This is a genomic window from Pseudooceanicola batsensis HTCC2597 (assembly GCF_000152725.1).
In the GTDB taxonomy this organism is placed as follows: Bacteria; Pseudomonadota; Alphaproteobacteria; order Rhodobacterales; family Rhodobacteraceae; genus Pseudooceanicola; species Pseudooceanicola batsensis.
Map to the genome: position 1 here is coordinate 3,224,012 of NZ_CH724131.1, position 15,464 is coordinate 3,239,475.

The window sequence follows — 15,464 nt, forward strand, 5'->3', positions numbered from 1 at the left end:
CATCCTGGGGCGCGATCCGAGGAACCCTTGCCGCCTGTCGCGACAAATGATCGGGTGATCCCCGGCCGGAGCCGGGGATGAAGGCGGTGCGAGGTGCCGGAAGATCCCCGGTCGGGGCCGGGGATGACGGCAGGTGCAGGCGGCCGGCGGGGGCTCAGAGGATGCTGATGCCGCCCGCCTTGATGTCGGCGAGGAAGGCATCGAGACCCTTGTCGGTCAGCGGGTGCTTGACCATCGACTGGATCACCGCCGGCGGCGCCGTGATCACGTCCGCCCCGATCTTGGCGCAGTCGGAGATGTGGTTCGCGGTCCGGATCGAGGCTGCGAGGATCTCGGTCTCGTAGGCGTAGTTGTCGTAGATCGTCCGGATGTCGGCGATCAGCTCGAGTCCGTCGAGGTTGATGTCGTCCAGCCGGCCGATGAAGGGCGAGATGAACGTCGCGCCGGCCTTCGCGGCGAGCAGCGCCTGGTTGGCCGAGAAGCACAGCGTGACGTTGACCATGAAGCCTTCGTCGGTCAGCACGTTGCAGGCCTTGAGCCCGTCCCAGGTCAGCGGCACCTTGACCGCGATGTTGTCGGCGATCTGGGCGAGCTTGCGCCCCTCGGCGATCATCTGCTCGGCATCCGTCGCGGTCACCTCGGCCGAGACCGGCCCCTCGACCATTTCGCAGATCTCTTTGGTGACCTCCAGGATGTTGCGGCCGGACTTCTTGATCAGTGACGGGTTCGTGGTCACCCCGTCGACCACGCCCAGCTCGTTCAGCTCGGCAATGGCCTCGACATCGGCGGTATCGACAAAGAACTTCATTTCGGGGCCTCATGCGGTTGGCCCGGGCGTGCGGCAGTCACGCCGGGGGTTGGAAAGACGTCGCCCGCGATTTACCCGATAGGGGGGCGCTTCGTAACCCCCGAACCGATCAATTCTGCTAGCGCTAACGAAATCAGCCGGAGACCGCGTTGGACCTGACCTCACATTACGATCCCGGCGCGCTGGTTTCGGTTCTGACCACGCAGCCTATTGACCGGCTGCTGGACTACCGCGCCCCGGCGGGGGGCTGCATGCAGGGGGCCTATGTCCAGGTGCCGCTCGGGCCCCGGCAGGTGCTGGGCGTCGTCTGGGGGCCGGGGCAGGGCAACTACGACCTGTCGAAGATCCGGCCCGTCACCAGGGTGCTGGACGCGGCACCGATGCGCGACGAGATGCGCGAGTTCCTGACCCGCGCGGGAGATTACACGCTGACGCCCATGTCGGCGATGCTGCGTCTCGCCACCCGCGCCCCCGGGCTGAGCGACCCGCCCTCGATGCAGAAGGTCTATCGCCTGGGCCAGGCCGAACCCGACCGCATGACCGACGCCCGCCGACGGGTGCTGGAGGTCCTGCGCGACTATGGCGGGCTGTCCTTCACCCAGAAGGAACTGGCCGAGATGGCCGGTGTCTCCACCGGCGTGATCAAGGGCCTGGTGCAGCAGGGTGCCGTGCGCGAAGAACAGGCGCCCCGCGACACGCCCTATCCGCGGATGGACACCGACCGGCACGGCAAGCCGCTGACCGACAGCCAGGCCGCCGCCGCCGACCGGCTTTCGGCGGCGCTGCAGGATGGCGGATACGGCACGACCCTGCTGCGCGGTGTCACCGGGTCGGGCAAGACCGAGGTCTATCTCGAGGCGGTGGCCGCCTGTCTCGCCGCCGGCCGGCAGGCGCTGGTCCTGCTGCCCGAGATCGCCCTGTCGGAACAGTTCCTCGTCAGGGTCGAGCAGCGTTTCGGCGCGAAACCGGTCGAATGGCATTCCGGCGTCACCATGACCGAGCGGCGCCGGGCCTGGAAGATGGTCGGGCAGGGGCAGGCGGAACTGGTGGTCGGGGCGCGGTCGGCGCTGTTCCTGCCCTTCCGCGACCTTGGCCTGATCGTCGTCGACGAAGAGCACGACACCTCGTACAAACAGGAGGACGGGGTGCTCTACAACGCGCGCGACATGGCCGTGCTGCGCGCCTCGATCGCGGGGGCGCGGGTCGTTCTGGCCTCGGCCACGCCGTCGCTCGAGACCTGGGCCAATGCCGATGCCGGGAAGTATGACCGGCTGGATCTCGGCGCGCGCTACGGTGCGGCGGTCCTGCCCGAGATGCGCGCCATCGACATGCGGGCGGAACGGATCGAGCCGGGGCGCTGGATTTCCCCCGCGCTGGCCCATGCGGTGCAGCGGCGCATCGCGAAAGGCGAGCAGTCGCTTCTGTTCCTGAACCGCCGTGGCTATGCGCCGGTGACGCTCTGCAGGGCCTGCGGGGAACAGATCGGCTGCGATCATTGCGACGCGCGCATGGTGGAGCACCGCTTTCTCAAGCGCCTGGTCTGCCACCAATGCGGCGAGACCCGGCCGATGCCCGAGGCCTGTCCCGCCTGCGGGGTCGAGGGCCGGCTGGCCCCGATCGGCCCCGGGGTCGAACGCCTGGCCGAGGAGGTCGCGGAGGTCTTCCCCGAGGCCAGGGCGGCCGTCCTGTCCTCGGATCTCTTCTCCTCGGCCCGCGCGCTGAAGGAGGCCATCGCCGGGATCGCCGAGGGCGATGTGGACATCGTCATCGGCACGCAGCTTGTGGCCAAGGGGCACAATTTTCCCAACCTCACGCTGGTGGGCGTGATCGACGCCGACCTCGGGCTGCAGGGGTCCGACCTGCGCGCGGCCGAACGGACGTTTCAGCTGATGCGCCAGGTGGCGGGGCGTGCCGGCCGCGCCGAGACCCCGGGCGAGGCGCTCTTGCAGACGCATCAGCCGGATCACCCGGTGATCCGCGCCATCCTGACGGGGGACGAGGAGGCCTTCTGGACGGCCGAGGCCACGGCGCGCCGGCTGGCCGGGATGCCGCCCTACGGCCGGCTGGCGGCGGTGATCCTGTCAGCCACCGAGGCCAGGACGGCCTTCGAGGCGGGCCAGGACCTCGCCCGCCGCACCGGGCCGCTCGCGCGGCTGCAGGCCCAGGTCTTCGGCCCCGCCGCCGCGCCGATCGCCCGCATCCGCGGGCGGCACCGGGTGCGCCTGCTGGTCAAGGCGGACAAGGGCGTGGCGCTGCAGCAGGCCATGGCGCAGTGGGTCGGACAGCTGCGGCCGGACCGGGATCTGCGGGTGGCGGTGGACATCGACCCGCAGTCGTTCTTCTGACCGGCGGAGCCAGCGGTGCGCGCGATGCGCGCATTCGATTCAAGGGCAACGAGGGGGTTTCACCCCCTCGAGCTCCCCCAGGATATTTTTCGGACCAAAGAAGCAGGCAGGGCGCGGCCAGTGTTCGGTGGCGCAGACCGGGGAGGTCTCCTGTGCGGCAGCTGGGCGGGACCCGCGCCACGGCCTTGCCTGCCGGACCGGCCGGCCGGGCGACGAGGTGGCGGGGGACCGGCGGACGAGAACAGGCCTCTCGCCATCGCCCGGGAATGGGCGTATGGGAGATGCATGACGAACGTACTCGATCTCCACGCGGCCCAGGATCTGCCGGCATGGCGCAGGCCCGTGACGCTGCTTTTCGTCATGGCCGCCGCGATGCCGATCGCCTTCGCGACGTGGTCCGCGCTGCTCAACAACTTCGTCATCGAGGTGGCGCAGTTCGACGGTGCGGACATCGGCTGGCTGCACACCGTGCGCGAGATCCCGGGGTTCCTAGCCATCGGGGTGATCGCGCTGATCATCTTCGTGCGCGAGCAGGTGCTCGGGCTGGTCTCGCTGACGATGCTGGGCGCGGCGACGGCGGTGACGGCCTGGTTCCCGTCGCTCGGGGGCATCCTGACCATCACCCTGCTCAGCTCGATCGGCTTTCACTATTACGAGACGGTCAACCAGTCGCTGCAGCTGCAGTGGCTAAGCAGGGAAGAGGCGCCGCGCGTGCTGGGCCTGCTGCTGGCCGTGGGCTCGGCGGCGACGCTCTGTTCCTACGGGCTGATCGTTTTGCTGTGGGAGCCGCTCGGCCTGACCTACAACATCGTGTACCTGCTGGCGGGCGGACTGACCGCGGCAATCGCGATCTTCGCCATGATCGCCTATCCGCAGTTCGAGGCGCCCAACCCGCAGGTCAAGAAGATGATCCTGCGCCGGCGCTACTGGCTGTATTACCTGCTGCAGTTCATGGCGGGGGCGCGGCGCCAGATCTTCGTCGTCTTCGCCGGGTTCATGATGGTCGAGCGGTTCGGCTTCGACGTGCACGAGGTGACAGGCCTCTTCCTGATCAACCTCGTCGCGAACATGATCTTCGCACCCCTGCTGGGCCGCGCGGTCGCGCGATACGGCGAGCGGAACACGCTGATGTTCGAGTATTTCGGGCTGGTCTGCGTCTTCTCGGCCTACGGCGGGATCTACTATTTCGGCTGGGGCGTCGTGCTGGCGGCGACGCTCTACGTGATCGATCATATCTTCTTTGCCATGGCGCTGGCGCTCAAGACCTATTTCCAGAAGATCGCCGATCCGGGCGACATCGCCCCGACCGCGGCGGTGGCCTTCACGATCAACCATATCGCGGCCGTCTTCCTGCCGGCGCTCCTGGGCTATTTCTGGCTCGTCTCGTCGGGCGGCGTCTTTGTCCTCGCCGCCGGCATGGCCGCCTGTTCCCTCGCCCTTTCGATGCTCATCCCGCGTCATCCCGAACCGGGGCACGAAACCGTCTTCGCCCGCACCCTCCCGCTTGCCGCGGAGTGAGGAGGCCCTTCGCCCCCGCTGCCCGATCCGGCCCCCGGCCTGTCGTCTGCCGGCCCCGAAACCCGCCCGGGCTCCTTGACGTGCCCGCCGCCGCCGAATAGGCGCGGTGCGGATCGCAGAGGAACTCGGACCATGCCAACCTTCACCGCCCTCACCACCCTGCCGGGCAAGGACCGCGCCGAAGCCCTGGGCGAGGCGATGGACGCCCTGACGCCGGAACCCTACGGCGTCGGCGTCTTCGAGATCGAGGACGGATCGGGCCTGTGGGAGGTCGGCGGCTATTTCAGCGAGCGCCCGGACGAGGCGGGGTTGGCCCTTCTCGCCACGTTGCACGAGGCGCGGCCCTTTGCCGTGTCCGAACTGCCCGAGACGGACTGGGTGGCCAAGGTCCGGCGCGAACTGGCGCCGGTCCGGGCCGGGCGGTTCTATCTCTATGGCAGCCACGACGCCGGGACCGTGCCCGAGGATGCCGTGCCGCTGCTGATCGAGGCCGCCATGGCCTTCGGCACGGGGCATCACGGCACGACCAGGGGGTGCCTGGAGGCGCTCGACCGGCTGGCCGACCGCGGGGTCGTGGCAGGCAGCGTCGCGGATATCGGCTGCGGCACCGCCGTCCTTGCCATGGCCGCCGCCCGCATCTGGCCGGTCACCCCGGTGGCCAGCGACATCGACCCCGTCGCTGTCGAGGTGGCCGAGGCGAACCTTGCGGCGAACGACATGGCGGGGCGGGTCGTCTGCATCGAGGCGACCGGCTTCGATCACCCCCGGATCGCCGCGGGCGCGCCCTACGACCTGATCTTCGCCAACATCCTCAAGGGACCGCTGATCGACCTGGCCCCGGACCTGGCGCGGCACCTGGCGCCGGGGGGGCATGCGATTCTCTCGGGGCTTCTGAACGATCAGGCCGACGAGGTGGCGGACGCCTATGCCGCCCAGGGGCTGGACCGCGCCGAGGCGACGCGGATCGGCGACTGGACCACGCTGCTGCTCGGTCGCGCCAACTGACCCAAGTCCGGCCAAAATCTGGCCTCAATCGCTCTTTACCAACTTCTCCGGGAAAAGATCCTGAGGAGCGGGACAAGAGCAATGAAGGACGGGTTCGCACATTTCGACCGGAGACTGGAGCGGCTGGAAGACCGCCGCGCCGCGCTGGAAGAGGGGTCACGCCTGGAGCTGGATGACACCGGGCTGATGAAGCTGATGCCCTCGGGCACCCGCCGACGCCAGATCGGCCGGGCGATGCCCGTTCGGGCGATGTTGATCATCGCCGGCGTTCTGCTGACCTTCAAGGGCTTCCTGCTCTACCAGTTGGGTTTCGCGAAATACTCCGCCAAGGTGGCCGCGATGGCCGATGGCGACATGATGGACCGGCTCGGCGCCAAGGTGATGCAGATCGAACCGGTGACCCTCTGGGTCTACAACGCCATCAGCTTCATCGTCGGCTGACTGCGCCCGGCCTGTCGTCCGCCCCAAAAAAAGGCCGCGGCCCCCGGGGGGACGCGGCGCTTTGTCGTCGGTGCGGTCGCCGGTCAGCGCAGGTCGCCGATCTCGGACCGGAGCAGACCGATATCGGACAGTTCGCGGTCGGTGAGACCGCCGAGGATCCGGCGGGTGACGCGGCGGTCGTTCCAGTCGCGCAGCGCGAGATGCAGGTTCGAGAGGGCGCGGCCGATGTGGCCGAGCGTCTCGACATAGGCGGTCTGGGGGCGGGGTTTCATCGTGTAGACGGACATGGCGGGGGTCCTTGGCCGGAGGAGCGGATACATGTTTTCAAACCGCCCAATAATCGAGCTTTCGCCGCCCGGGAAGCAGAGTTGTTGCATGGGTCCCATGAGATTTCTGCATGGCTCGGAGAGCGGTCCAAATCATTGATATCAGGTTGATAATCAGGCGCCCGGGAGTGTCGCTCGGACCCGCCGCGACGTCGCTTTCGGCCGGTGCGGGTCGTTTCCCGGGATTGTGCTGTCGCAAACCGACCTTGGTCCGCCGGATGTATCGCCCTTGGCGGATGTTCACTATTCGTGCTAGATGTTGCCAAAAGGACAAGGTCGCAGTCATGCGAAGGGGCAGTATGAGAGTCATCGGCATAGATCCGGGCCTGCGAAGCCTGGGTTGGGGCGTGATATCGGTCTCGGGCAGCCGAATCAGCCACGTGGCGAACGGGCAGTGCGCGGGCAGCGGAACCGAGATGGCCGAACGCCTGCTGTCGCTTCACGCGGCCCTGACCGCCGTGCTGATCGAACACGCGCCCGACGCCGCCGCGGTCGAACAGGTCTTCGTCAACACCAACGGGGCGGGAACGCTCAAGCTGGGGCAGGCGCGGGGGATCGCGCTGCTGGTCCCGGCGCAGGCGGGGCTTCCGGTCGGGGAATACGCGCCGAACACCGTGAAGAAGAGCGTGGTGGGCGTCGGTCACGCCGCCAAGGAGCAGGTGCAGCACATGGTGCGCCTGCAGCTGCCCGGTGTCGATCTCTCGGGTCCCGACGCCGCCGATGCCCTGGCCATCGCGATCTGCCATGCCCATCACCTCGGTTCGGCCGCCGCCATGTCGCGCGCGACGAAGGTGCGCGCATGATCGGGCGGTTGGCAGGGCGCATCGACATGCGCGGCCCCGATCATGTTCTGATCGACGTGCGCGGCGTGGGATACGTGGTCTTCGTCTCGGACCGCACGCTCGCCACGCTGCCCGGCGCGGGCGAGGCCGCCGCGCTCTATACCGAACTGATCGTGCGCGAGGACCTGCTCCAGCTCTACGGCTTCCCGACCCTGGTCGAGAAGGAATGGTTCCGCCTGCTGACGTCGGTTCAGGGCGTCGGCGCCAAGGGCGCGCTGGCGATCCTGGGCGCGCTCGGGGCAGAGGGGCTGGGCCGCGCCATCGCGCTCGGCGATCAGGCGTCGGTCAAGGCGGCCAAGGGCATCGGCCCCAAGACCGCGCAGAGGATCGTGCTGGAACTCAAGGACAAGGCCCCCGCGGTCATGGCCATGGGCGGGGCCGCCCCCACGTCGGCCGCGCCGGCCGAGACCGAGGTGGTCGAGCCTGTCCCCGCGCCGGCCGCCACCGCGGCGCCCGCCTCGACGGCCTCGGCCCAGGCCGAGGCGCTCTCGGCCTTGGGCAACCTCGGCTACGGCCCGTCCGAGGCCGCCGCCGCCGTGGCCGAAGCCGCGGGCGAGACACCCAGGGCCGACACCGCCGCGCTGATCCGGAGCGCCCTCAGGCGCCTGGCTCCGGCCTGAGGTGGATAGATGAGCTCCGATCCCACGCTCCGCCCCGACCCGCTCCCCGAGGATGCCGAGGACACCCGCGCCCTGCGGCCCCAGACGCTCGACGACTTCATCGGCCAGCGCGAGGCGCGCGCCAACCTGCGGGTCTTCGTCCAGTCGGCCCGCCAGCGCGGCGAGGCGATGGACCACACGCTGTTCCACGGTCCTCCGGGCCTCGGCAAGACGACCCTGGCGCAGATCATGGCGCGCGAACTCGGCGTGAACTTCCGGATGACCTCGGGCCCCGTCCTTGCCAAGGCCGGGGATCTGGCCGCGATCCTCACCAATCTCGAGGCGCGCGACGTCCTCTTCATCGACGAGATCCATCGCCTCAACCCGGCGGTGGAAGAGGTGCTCTATCCCGCGCTCGAGGATTTCGAGCTCGACCTCGTGATCGGCGAAGGCCCCGCCGCCCGCACCGTGCGGATCGAACTGCAGCCCTTCACGCTGGTCGGGGCGACCACGCGGCTCGGCCTGCTGACCACGCCGCTGCGCGACCGGTTCGGCATCCCGACCCGTTTGCAGTTCTACACCGAGGACGAGTTGCACGAGATCGTCACCCGCAACGCCCGCAAGCTCGGCGCCCCCGCCGATGCCGATGGCGCGCGCGAGATCGCCCGCCGCGCGCGCGGCACCCCCCGGATCGCCGGCCGCCTGCTGCGCCGGGTCGTCGACTTCGCCGTGGTCGAGGGCGACGGCCGCATCACCCGCGACCTCGCCGACAATGCGCTGACCAGGCTCGGCGTCGACAACCTTGGCCTGGACGGGGCCGACCGGCGGTATCTGAAGATGATCGGCGAGGACTACCAGGGCGGTCCTGTCGGGATCGAGACACTCTGCGCCGCGCTTAGCGAAAGCCGCGATTCCGTCGAGGAGGTGATCGAGCCCTACCTGCTGCAACAGGCGCTGATCCAGCGCACGCCGCGCGGCCGGATGCTGGCGGCACGGGGATGGGCGCATATCGGCCTGCCGCCGCCGCGCGCGCCCGGTCAGGCCACCCTGTTCGAGTGACGGCCTGCGAAGAATCGCGTCGGCGCCGGCACGCGGCGGGATGAAATCATCTGAATATGCTGTTTTTTCTTGCCCTCGGCTCCTCGGGCGGGCATCGATCCTGCTCAGGCATTCGACGGAAAATGGGGCCGGTAACGTGAGCACGCTTCACCCGGAGCCGGAAGACATCGAGAACCTGTTCACCCGTCCGGACGGATCGTTCCAGTTCGCCCGGTGGAACCGCCCCATCGTTCCGGTCGTCTTCGGTGTCGAGGACACGAGCCTGCCGCCCCTGAAGGGCGCGATCGAAACCGTCGTGGCCATGGCGGGTCACGCTACGGCCGAAACCGATCCCGAACTCGGCACGAACCTGATGGTCTTCTTCCTGCGCGACTGGCAGGAGTTGGCGGATCTCGAGGGGCTCGACCAGATGATCCCCGATCTCGGCGCGCTGGTGCCGCGACTGATGGGGGCCGAGGCCGGCCAGTACCGGCACATCCGTTTCGACGACGAGGGGGCGATCCGCGCCGTCTTTGCCTTTATCAGGATGCGCGGGGATCAGGCCCGGCGCCCGGCCGAGGAGATCGGCCTCGATCTGGCGGTGAAATCCATGCTGGACTGGGGCCCGGAAGCTTTCGCCGCACAGCCCACCCTGCTGCGCGGAGAGGACGGGGTGGGCCGCCTGCATCCCATGCCCGCCTCGGTGATCCGCGCCGCCTATGACCCCGTGCTGCCGGCCTCGGCGCAGGACAGGGGCCATGCGCTGCGCATCTACGCCCGGCTGGGCCGGACCTGAGGCCGGGCGCCGTGCCTGAATTGCGCCGTGCCTGAATTGCGCCGCACCGTCTTGTGATTCCGCCGGCTTCGGTGTCTTCTCCGCGCGGCAGCGGAGGGGAAGATGACGCATCGATTTCAGCTTCGGGTGTATTACGAGGACACCGATCTCGCCGGGATCGTCTATTACGCCAACTACCTGAAATTCATCGAACGCGCCCGCAGCGAATGGGTCCGGTCGCTCGGCATCGACCAGAGGGCGATGAAGGAGGACACCGGCATCGTCTTCGCCGTCCGCCGGATCGAGGCCGACTACCTCGCGCCGGCGCAGTTCGATGACGAACTCGAGGTGACGACCGTGACCGAGATGGTGACCGGCGCGCGGATCGTCCTGAAACAGGAGGTGCTGCGCGAGGCCGAGCCCCTGTTCTCCGCGCTCGTGACCGTGGTCGCGCTGAACGAAACCGGCCATCCCGCACGCCTCCCGGCGAATATCCGCCTGTTGATGCACTGAAAAACCGACGCAACGCGCGCTCGCGGCAATGTGTTGGCCAACTGCGTTGAGATCCGGTACATTCCGCTGCAACGAGGCCGCGAAAGACGGCCCGAATTTTTGTTTCTGACGAGCAGGCAGAATGGAAACCGAGACTTTAGCCATCGCGCAGCACGTGGATTTCTCCATGTGGGCGCTCTTCGCCCGTGCGACGCTGACCGTGAAGCTGGTGATGCTTCTGCTGATCGCCGCCTCCTTCTGGTCGTGGTCCATCATCATCCAGAAGATCATCACCTACCGCTCGGCCCGCTCCGAGGCGACGAAATTCGATCGCAGCTTCTGGTCCGGCGAGCCGCTGGACGAGTTCTACGAGCAGATCGGCCCCGACCCGTCGGGCCGCGCGCATCGCGTCTTCGCCGCCGGCATGACCGAATGGCGCCGCTCGCACCGCGAGGACGGCCAGATGATCGCCGGAGCGCAGGCCCGCATAGACCGCTCGATGGACGTGGCCATCGCGAAAGAGGCCGAGGGCCTGCAGGCGGGTCTGCCGGTGCTGGCCACCGTCGGCTCGACCGCACCCTTCGTGGGGCTCTTCGGCACGGTCTGGGGCATCATGCACGCCTTCATCGGTATCGCGGAAAGCCAGAACACGAACCTCGCCGTCGTGGCGCCCGGCATCGCCGAGGCGCTGCTGGCCACCGGCCTCGGCCTGCTGGCGGCCATTCCCGCGGTGATCTTCTACAACAAGCTCTCCACCGATGCCGACCGGCTCGTGGGCAATTACGAGGCCTTCGCCGACGAGTTCTCGACCATTCTCAGCCGCCAGCTGGACGCCTGAGATGGGGGCGGGGGTGATCGGCAAGGACGGCGGCTCGGGCCGCAGGGGGCGGCGCCACGGCGGCCGCGCCCGGCCCATGGCCGAGATCAACGTGACGCCTTTCGTCGATGTCATGCTGGTGCTGCTCATCATCTTCATGGTCGCGGCCCCGCTGATGGTCGTTGGCGTTCCGGTCAAGCTGCCCGAGACGGCGGCCAATTCCCTCCCGACCGAGCAGGAGGAACCGCTGACCGTGACCGTCACCGCCGAGGGCGCGGTGATGATCCAGACCACCGAAACCGCCCGCGACGATCTGATCCCCAAGCTCCGCTCGATCGCGGCGGAACGCGACAGCGACCGCATCTACCTGCGCGCCGACGGCGCCGTGCCCTACGAGCAGGTCATGCAGGTGATGGGGGCGCTGAACCGGGGCGGGTTCAAGAACATCGGTCTCGTCACCGACCCGGGCGGGCCTTCGCTGGATGGCGGTAGCTAGGCCGGACCGATGCACGCGGGGCACATCATATCCGGGGCGGGCCATCTGGCTCTCTTCGCATGGGCCTTGATCGGCAGCTTCTCGCTGCCGCCCGACGACGCGATCGAGGTGACGGATGTCGCCCTGATCTCGCCCGAGGAATATGCAGCGCTCACCCCGGCGGAGCAGCCCCCTGGCGCGGACACCGAGGTGGCCGAGCTTCCGGCGCCCGCCCCGGCGGAAGATGCCAGCCCCGTCACGCCGCAGGCCGACAGCGCCCCCGAACAGGCCCAGCCCGAGGCGGCCGAGGCCCCGCAGTCGGAAACCTCCCCCGAAAGGCCCGACCTGACCGCGCCGCAGGCCGAGGTCGCCGACAGCACGCAGGAGATCACGCCGCCGTCCGAGGATACGGCCGTCCTGCTCCCCACCCCCTCCGAAGAGGCGCCCCGGGCGATCCCGCGCGTCGCGCCGCGCCCGGTCGAGCGCCCCAACCCGGATGCGGCGATCGACGAGACGCCGACCGCGCCCTCCGCCCCGTCGCCCGATGCGACCGAGGCCCGGCCCGAGGAAGAGGAGAGGGCGCCCGAGGAAGCGACCACCGAGATCATCACCGAGGCCGAGGACCAGGGCGATGGTCCGCCGAAAGTCTCGAAACGCCCCCCGTCCGGCCGCCCGGTCCGCACAGCGGCCGCCGAGCCCGAGCCGGCGGAAACACCCGAGCCCGAGCCCGCTCCGACGCCCGAGCCCGAGCCCGACCCCGAGCCCGACCCGGAGCCCGTGCCGGAACAGAAGGACGCGATCAACGATGCTCTGGAACGGGCGCTCGCGGGCTCTACCTCCACCGCAGCCAGCGACGACGTGCCGTCCGGCCCGATCGGACCGCCGCTCACCTCGGGCGAGAGGGACGCGCTGCGCGTCGCCGTATCGGCCTGCTGGAACACCGGCAGCCTTTCCACGGATGCGCTGCGGACCACCGTCGTCGTCGGCGTCGACATGTCCGAGGACGGGCGGCCGAAGAACGACACCATCCGCCTGATCTCGTCCACGGGCGGGGCCGGCGACGCCGAGCGGCAGGCTTTCGAGGCCGCGCGCCGCGCCATCATCCGCTGCGGCGCGAAAGGCTTCGGCCTGCCGGTCGACAAGTACGAGCATTGGCGCGACATTGAAATGACATTTAACCCGGAGAAGATGCGGATCAAATGACCAAACTTCTGATCAGGCTTCTGAGCATCCTCGCCGCGGCCGCCACGCTTGCGGCCGCGCCCCTTCTCGCCCAGGACGGCCCCCTGCGGATCGAGATCACCGAGGGGGTCATCGAACCCTTGCCCTTCGCCGTGCCGGATTTCGTGCCGGAAAACGGTGCCTCGGCCGAAATGGCGGCACAGATCACCCGCGTCGTGTCGGACGACCTGACCGGCACCGGTCTCTTCCGCGAGATCCCGCAGAACGCCCATATCGCCCGCGTCACCAGCTTTTCCAGCCCGGTGCAATACGCCGACTGGAAGGCGATCAACGCCCAGGCCCTGATCACCGGGGCGGTCGGCGTCACCGGCGACCGGGTCAACGTCAAGTTCCGGCTCTACGATGTCTTCTCGGGGCAGGAGATGGGCGACGGCCTCCAATTCTCGGGGACCACCGCCGGCTGGCGGCGCATGGCGCACAAGGTGGCGGACGCGGTCTATTCCCGCATCACCGGCGAGGGGCCCTATTTCGACAGCCGCGTCGTCTACGTGTCCGAGACCGGCCCCAAGAACGACCGCCGCAAGCGTCTGGCCATCATGGATTACGACGGCGCGAACGTTCAGTACCTGACGGACAGTTCCTCCATCGTGCTGGCGCCGCGCTTCAGCCCGACCGGCGACCGCGTTCTCTATACCAGCTACGAGACCGGCTTTCCCAAGATCTATGTCCTCGACGTCGCATCGGTCGGGCGTCGCACCCTGAACACGCCCGAGGGCACCATGTCCTTTGCGCCGCGCTTCCACCCGGACGGACAGACCGTGGTCTATTCCCTGACGCAGGGCGGCAATACCGACATCTTTTCGCTCGACATCAATTCGGGCCAATCCACCCGGCTGACGCAGGCCCCCTCGATCGAGACCGCCCCCAGCTTTTCGCCCGACGGCTCGCAGATCGTCTTCGAAAGCGACCGCTCGGGCACGCAGCAGCTCTATATCATGCCCGTGGGCGGAGGAGAGCCGACCCGCATCAGCTTTGGCCAGGGCCGCTACGGCACGCCCGTCTGGTCCCCGCGCGGCGACCTGATCGCCTTCACCAAGCAGAGCAAGGGCCGCTTTCACATCGGCGTCATGCGCACCGACGGTTCCGAGGAACGGCTGCTCACCGCCTCGTTCCTCGACGAGGGGCCGACCTGGGCGCCGAACGGTCGGGTGATCATGTTCACCCGCGAGACGCAGGGCGAACAGGGCTCGGCATCGCTCTATTCCGTCGATATATCGGGGCGCAACCTCAAGCGGGTCCGCACCGAGGGCGCGGCCTCGGACCCGTCCTGGTCGCCGTTGCAGGACTGACGACGGCCCGCGCCGAGGCGCAGAGTTTTCCACCTGTCCCGCAGATGATACAGTCGGGCAACGAGATGAAACGAGGCACGAGATGAAACACCTGACACGCGCGATGCTGGTCGTATCCGCCCTGGCGCTGGCCGCCTGTTCGCAGAGCGAGCGGTTCGACAACGACGTGGCCCTCGGCGGCACTGCCGGCGCCGACGGCGCCGTCGTCCCCGGATCGGCCAACGATCCGACCTCCCCCCTCTATTTCCAGAGCGCCGTCGGCGACCGCGTGCTTTTCGCGGTCGACCAGTCGACCCTCTCGGACGAGGCGCGGGCGACGCTGAACGCCCAGGCGCAATGGCTGATGACCAACAGCGACTATACCGCCGTGATCGAGGGCCATGCCGACGAACAGGGCACGCGCGAATACAACCTCGCCCTCGGCGCCCGTCGCGCCAACGCGGCCCGCGAATACCTGATCACCCAGGGCGTCGCGGCCTCGCGCCTCAAGACCGTCACCTATGGCAAGGAACGTCCCATCGAGATCTGCTCGACCGAGTCCTGCTATGCCAAGAACCGCCGCGCCGTCACCGTGCTGGCTGCCGGTGCGATCAGCTGAATCGGAGCGCCTGATGCGGAACCTTCTCGCCGTCGGTCTCATCGCGCTGCTGCCTCTCGGGGCGGCGGCGCAGTCGCAGGACCAGACCCTCGCCGACATCCGGCAGGAACTGACCGTCCTCAACGTCGAGATCCAGAAGCTCAAGCGCGAACTCTCCACCACCGGTACCGCCTCGGGCGTGACCGTGGGCGGATCGGTACTCGAACGGCTCGACGCGCTCGAGGCCGAGGCCTCGCGCCTCACCTCCAAGACCGAAGAGCTCGAATTCCGCATCAACTCGGTCGTGCGGGACGGCACGAACCGGATCGGCGACCTCGAGTTCCGCCTCGTCGAACTGGAAGGCGGCGACGTCTCGCAGCTGGCCGAGACCTCGACGCTCGGCGGTGAACTGCCCGAAGGCTCGGCCGCGGCGCCCATCACCCCGCCCGCCGGGTCGATCGCCGCGCCCGAAACGCCGCAGACGGAGCTGGCCGTCGCCGAGAGGAGCGATTTCGACGCGGCGCAGGCGGCGCTCGACGATGGCGATGCGGCCGGTGCGGCGACCAGGTTCGACAGCTTCCTGACCACCTATCCCGGCTCGCCCCTTCAGGCGCAGGCCGAGTTGGGCAAGGGGCGGGCGCTCGAGGCGCAGGGGGAGATCACCAAGGCGTCGCGCGCCTATCTCGCCGCTTTTTCCGCCGCCCCCGACGGGCCTGTCGCGGCCGAGGCGCTGCTGAAACTGGGGCAGGGGCTGGGACAGCTGGGGCAGGGGCCCGAGGCCTGCACCACGCTGGCCGAGGTCGCCAACCGTTTCCCCGACGCGCCGCAGGTCGCGCAGGCCCAGACCGCCCGGGCCGAGCTGGGCTGCCAGTGAG

The 15,464-nt window shown here is 68.8% G+C and carries 17 protein-coding genes; 15 read left to right on the forward strand and 2 right to left on the reverse strand.

The window, feature by feature from the left end; all coding sequences use genetic code 11:
* Nucleotides 1–154: 154 nt before the first annotated feature.
* Nucleotides 155–808, reverse strand: coding sequence for a fructose-6-phosphate aldolase (gene fsa / locus OB2597_RS19420; RefSeq protein WP_009807327.1), 654 nt, complete (start codon nucleotides 806–808; stop codon nucleotides 155–157).
* A gap of 149 nt (nucleotides 809–957) precedes the next feature.
* On the opposite strand from fsa, the gene OB2597_RS19425 reads away from it, so the two are divergent.
* From OB2597_RS19425 to OB2597_RS19440, 4 genes are all read left to right on the forward strand, one after another.
* Nucleotides 958–3,153 (forward strand): primosomal protein N', encoded by a 2,196-nt coding sequence (locus OB2597_RS19425; RefSeq protein WP_009807328.1) that lies wholly within the window; start codon nucleotides 958–960, stop codon nucleotides 3,151–3,153.
* A 285-nt stretch (nucleotides 3,154–3,438) separates the two neighbouring features.
* Nucleotides 3,439–4,671 (forward strand): MFS transporter, encoded by a 1,233-nt coding sequence (locus OB2597_RS19430; protein WP_009807329.1) that lies wholly within the window; start codon nucleotides 3,439–3,441, stop codon nucleotides 4,669–4,671.
* Between the two features lie 132 nt (nucleotides 4,672–4,803).
* The gene (locus tag OB2597_RS19435) at nucleotides 4,804–5,676 is read left to right on the forward strand and encodes a 50S ribosomal protein L11 methyltransferase (RefSeq protein WP_009807330.1); all 873 of its coding nucleotides are present in this window, start codon (nucleotides 4,804–4,806) and stop codon (nucleotides 5,674–5,676) included.
* Nucleotides 5,677–5,757: 81 nt separating this feature from the next.
* Entirely contained in the window at nucleotides 5,758–6,117 is a 360-nt protein-coding gene (locus OB2597_RS19440; protein ID WP_009807331.1) for a hypothetical protein, read from the forward strand.
* An 83-nt stretch (nucleotides 6,118–6,200) separates the two neighbouring features.
* On the opposite strand, the gene OB2597_RS19445 is transcribed toward OB2597_RS19440, so the two are convergent.
* Nucleotides 6,201–6,404 carry a DUF1127 domain-containing protein gene (locus OB2597_RS19445; protein ID WP_009807332.1) on the reverse strand — a complete coding sequence of 68 codons (204 nt, stop codon included), beginning with the start codon at nucleotides 6,402–6,404 and terminating at the stop codon, nucleotides 6,201–6,203.
* A gap of 338 nt (nucleotides 6,405–6,742) precedes the next feature.
* On the opposite strand from OB2597_RS19445, the gene ruvC reads away from it, so the two are divergent.
* The 11 genes from ruvC to ybgF all read left to right on the forward strand — a co-directional run bounded on the left by ruvC (nucleotide 6,743) and on the right by ybgF (nucleotide 15,463).
* Nucleotides 6,743–7,246, forward strand: coding sequence for a crossover junction endodeoxyribonuclease RuvC (ruvC, locus tag OB2597_RS19450; RefSeq protein WP_009807333.1), 504 nt, complete (start codon nucleotides 6,743–6,745; stop codon nucleotides 7,244–7,246).
* Nucleotides 7,243–7,905, forward strand: coding sequence for a Holliday junction branch migration protein RuvA (ruvA, locus tag OB2597_RS19455; protein WP_009807334.1), 663 nt, complete (start codon nucleotides 7,243–7,245; stop codon nucleotides 7,903–7,905). The genes ruvC and ruvA overlap by 4 nt, the downstream gene beginning before the upstream one ends.
* Before the next feature lie 9 nt (nucleotides 7,906–7,914).
* Entirely contained in the window at nucleotides 7,915–8,943 is a 1,029-nt protein-coding gene (ruvB, locus tag OB2597_RS19460) for a Holliday junction branch migration DNA helicase RuvB (RefSeq protein ID WP_009807335.1), read from the forward strand.
* Nucleotides 8,944–9,079: 136 nt separating this feature from the next.
* A complete protein-coding gene (locus OB2597_RS19465; protein WP_009807336.1) occupies nucleotides 9,080–9,718 on the forward strand; it encodes a hypothetical protein in 639 nt (212 codons plus the stop codon).
* Between the two features lie 102 nt (nucleotides 9,719–9,820).
* Nucleotides 9,821–10,210 carry a tol-pal system-associated acyl-CoA thioesterase gene (ybgC, locus tag OB2597_RS19470; protein ID WP_009807337.1) on the forward strand — a complete coding sequence of 130 codons (390 nt, stop codon included), beginning with the start codon at nucleotides 9,821–9,823 and terminating at the stop codon, nucleotides 10,208–10,210.
* 121 nt (nucleotides 10,211–10,331) lie between these two features.
* Complete coding sequence (gene tolQ / locus OB2597_RS19475; RefSeq protein ID WP_009807338.1) at nucleotides 10,332–11,027, forward strand: protein TolQ; 696 nt, start codon at nucleotides 10,332–10,334, stop codon at nucleotides 11,025–11,027.
* Between the two features lies 1 nt (nucleotide 11,028).
* Entirely contained in the window at nucleotides 11,029–11,502 is a 474-nt protein-coding gene (gene tolR / locus OB2597_RS19480; protein WP_009807339.1) for a protein TolR, read from the forward strand.
* Between the two features lie 9 nt (nucleotides 11,503–11,511).
* Complete coding sequence (locus OB2597_RS19485; protein WP_009807340.1) at nucleotides 11,512–12,684, forward strand: hypothetical protein; 1,173 nt, start codon at nucleotides 11,512–11,514, stop codon at nucleotides 12,682–12,684.
* The gene (tolB, locus tag OB2597_RS19490; protein WP_009807341.1) at nucleotides 12,681–14,012 is read left to right on the forward strand and encodes a Tol-Pal system beta propeller repeat protein TolB; all 1,332 of its coding nucleotides are present in this window, start codon (nucleotides 12,681–12,683) and stop codon (nucleotides 14,010–14,012) included. Before OB2597_RS19485 ends, tolB begins: the two co-directional genes overlap by 4 nt.
* Before the next feature lie 82 nt (nucleotides 14,013–14,094).
* Nucleotides 14,095–14,610: a peptidoglycan-associated lipoprotein Pal gene (gene pal, locus OB2597_RS19495; RefSeq protein WP_009807342.1), complete on the forward strand. Its 516-nt coding sequence runs from the start codon at nucleotides 14,095–14,097 to the stop codon at nucleotides 14,608–14,610.
* 13 nt (nucleotides 14,611–14,623) lie between these two features.
* On the forward strand, nucleotides 14,624–15,463 hold the full coding sequence (gene ybgF, locus OB2597_RS19500) for a tol-pal system protein YbgF (RefSeq protein ID WP_009807343.1): 840 nt from the start codon (nucleotides 14,624–14,626) through the stop codon (nucleotides 15,461–15,463).
* Nucleotide 15,464 lies beyond the last annotated feature (1 nt).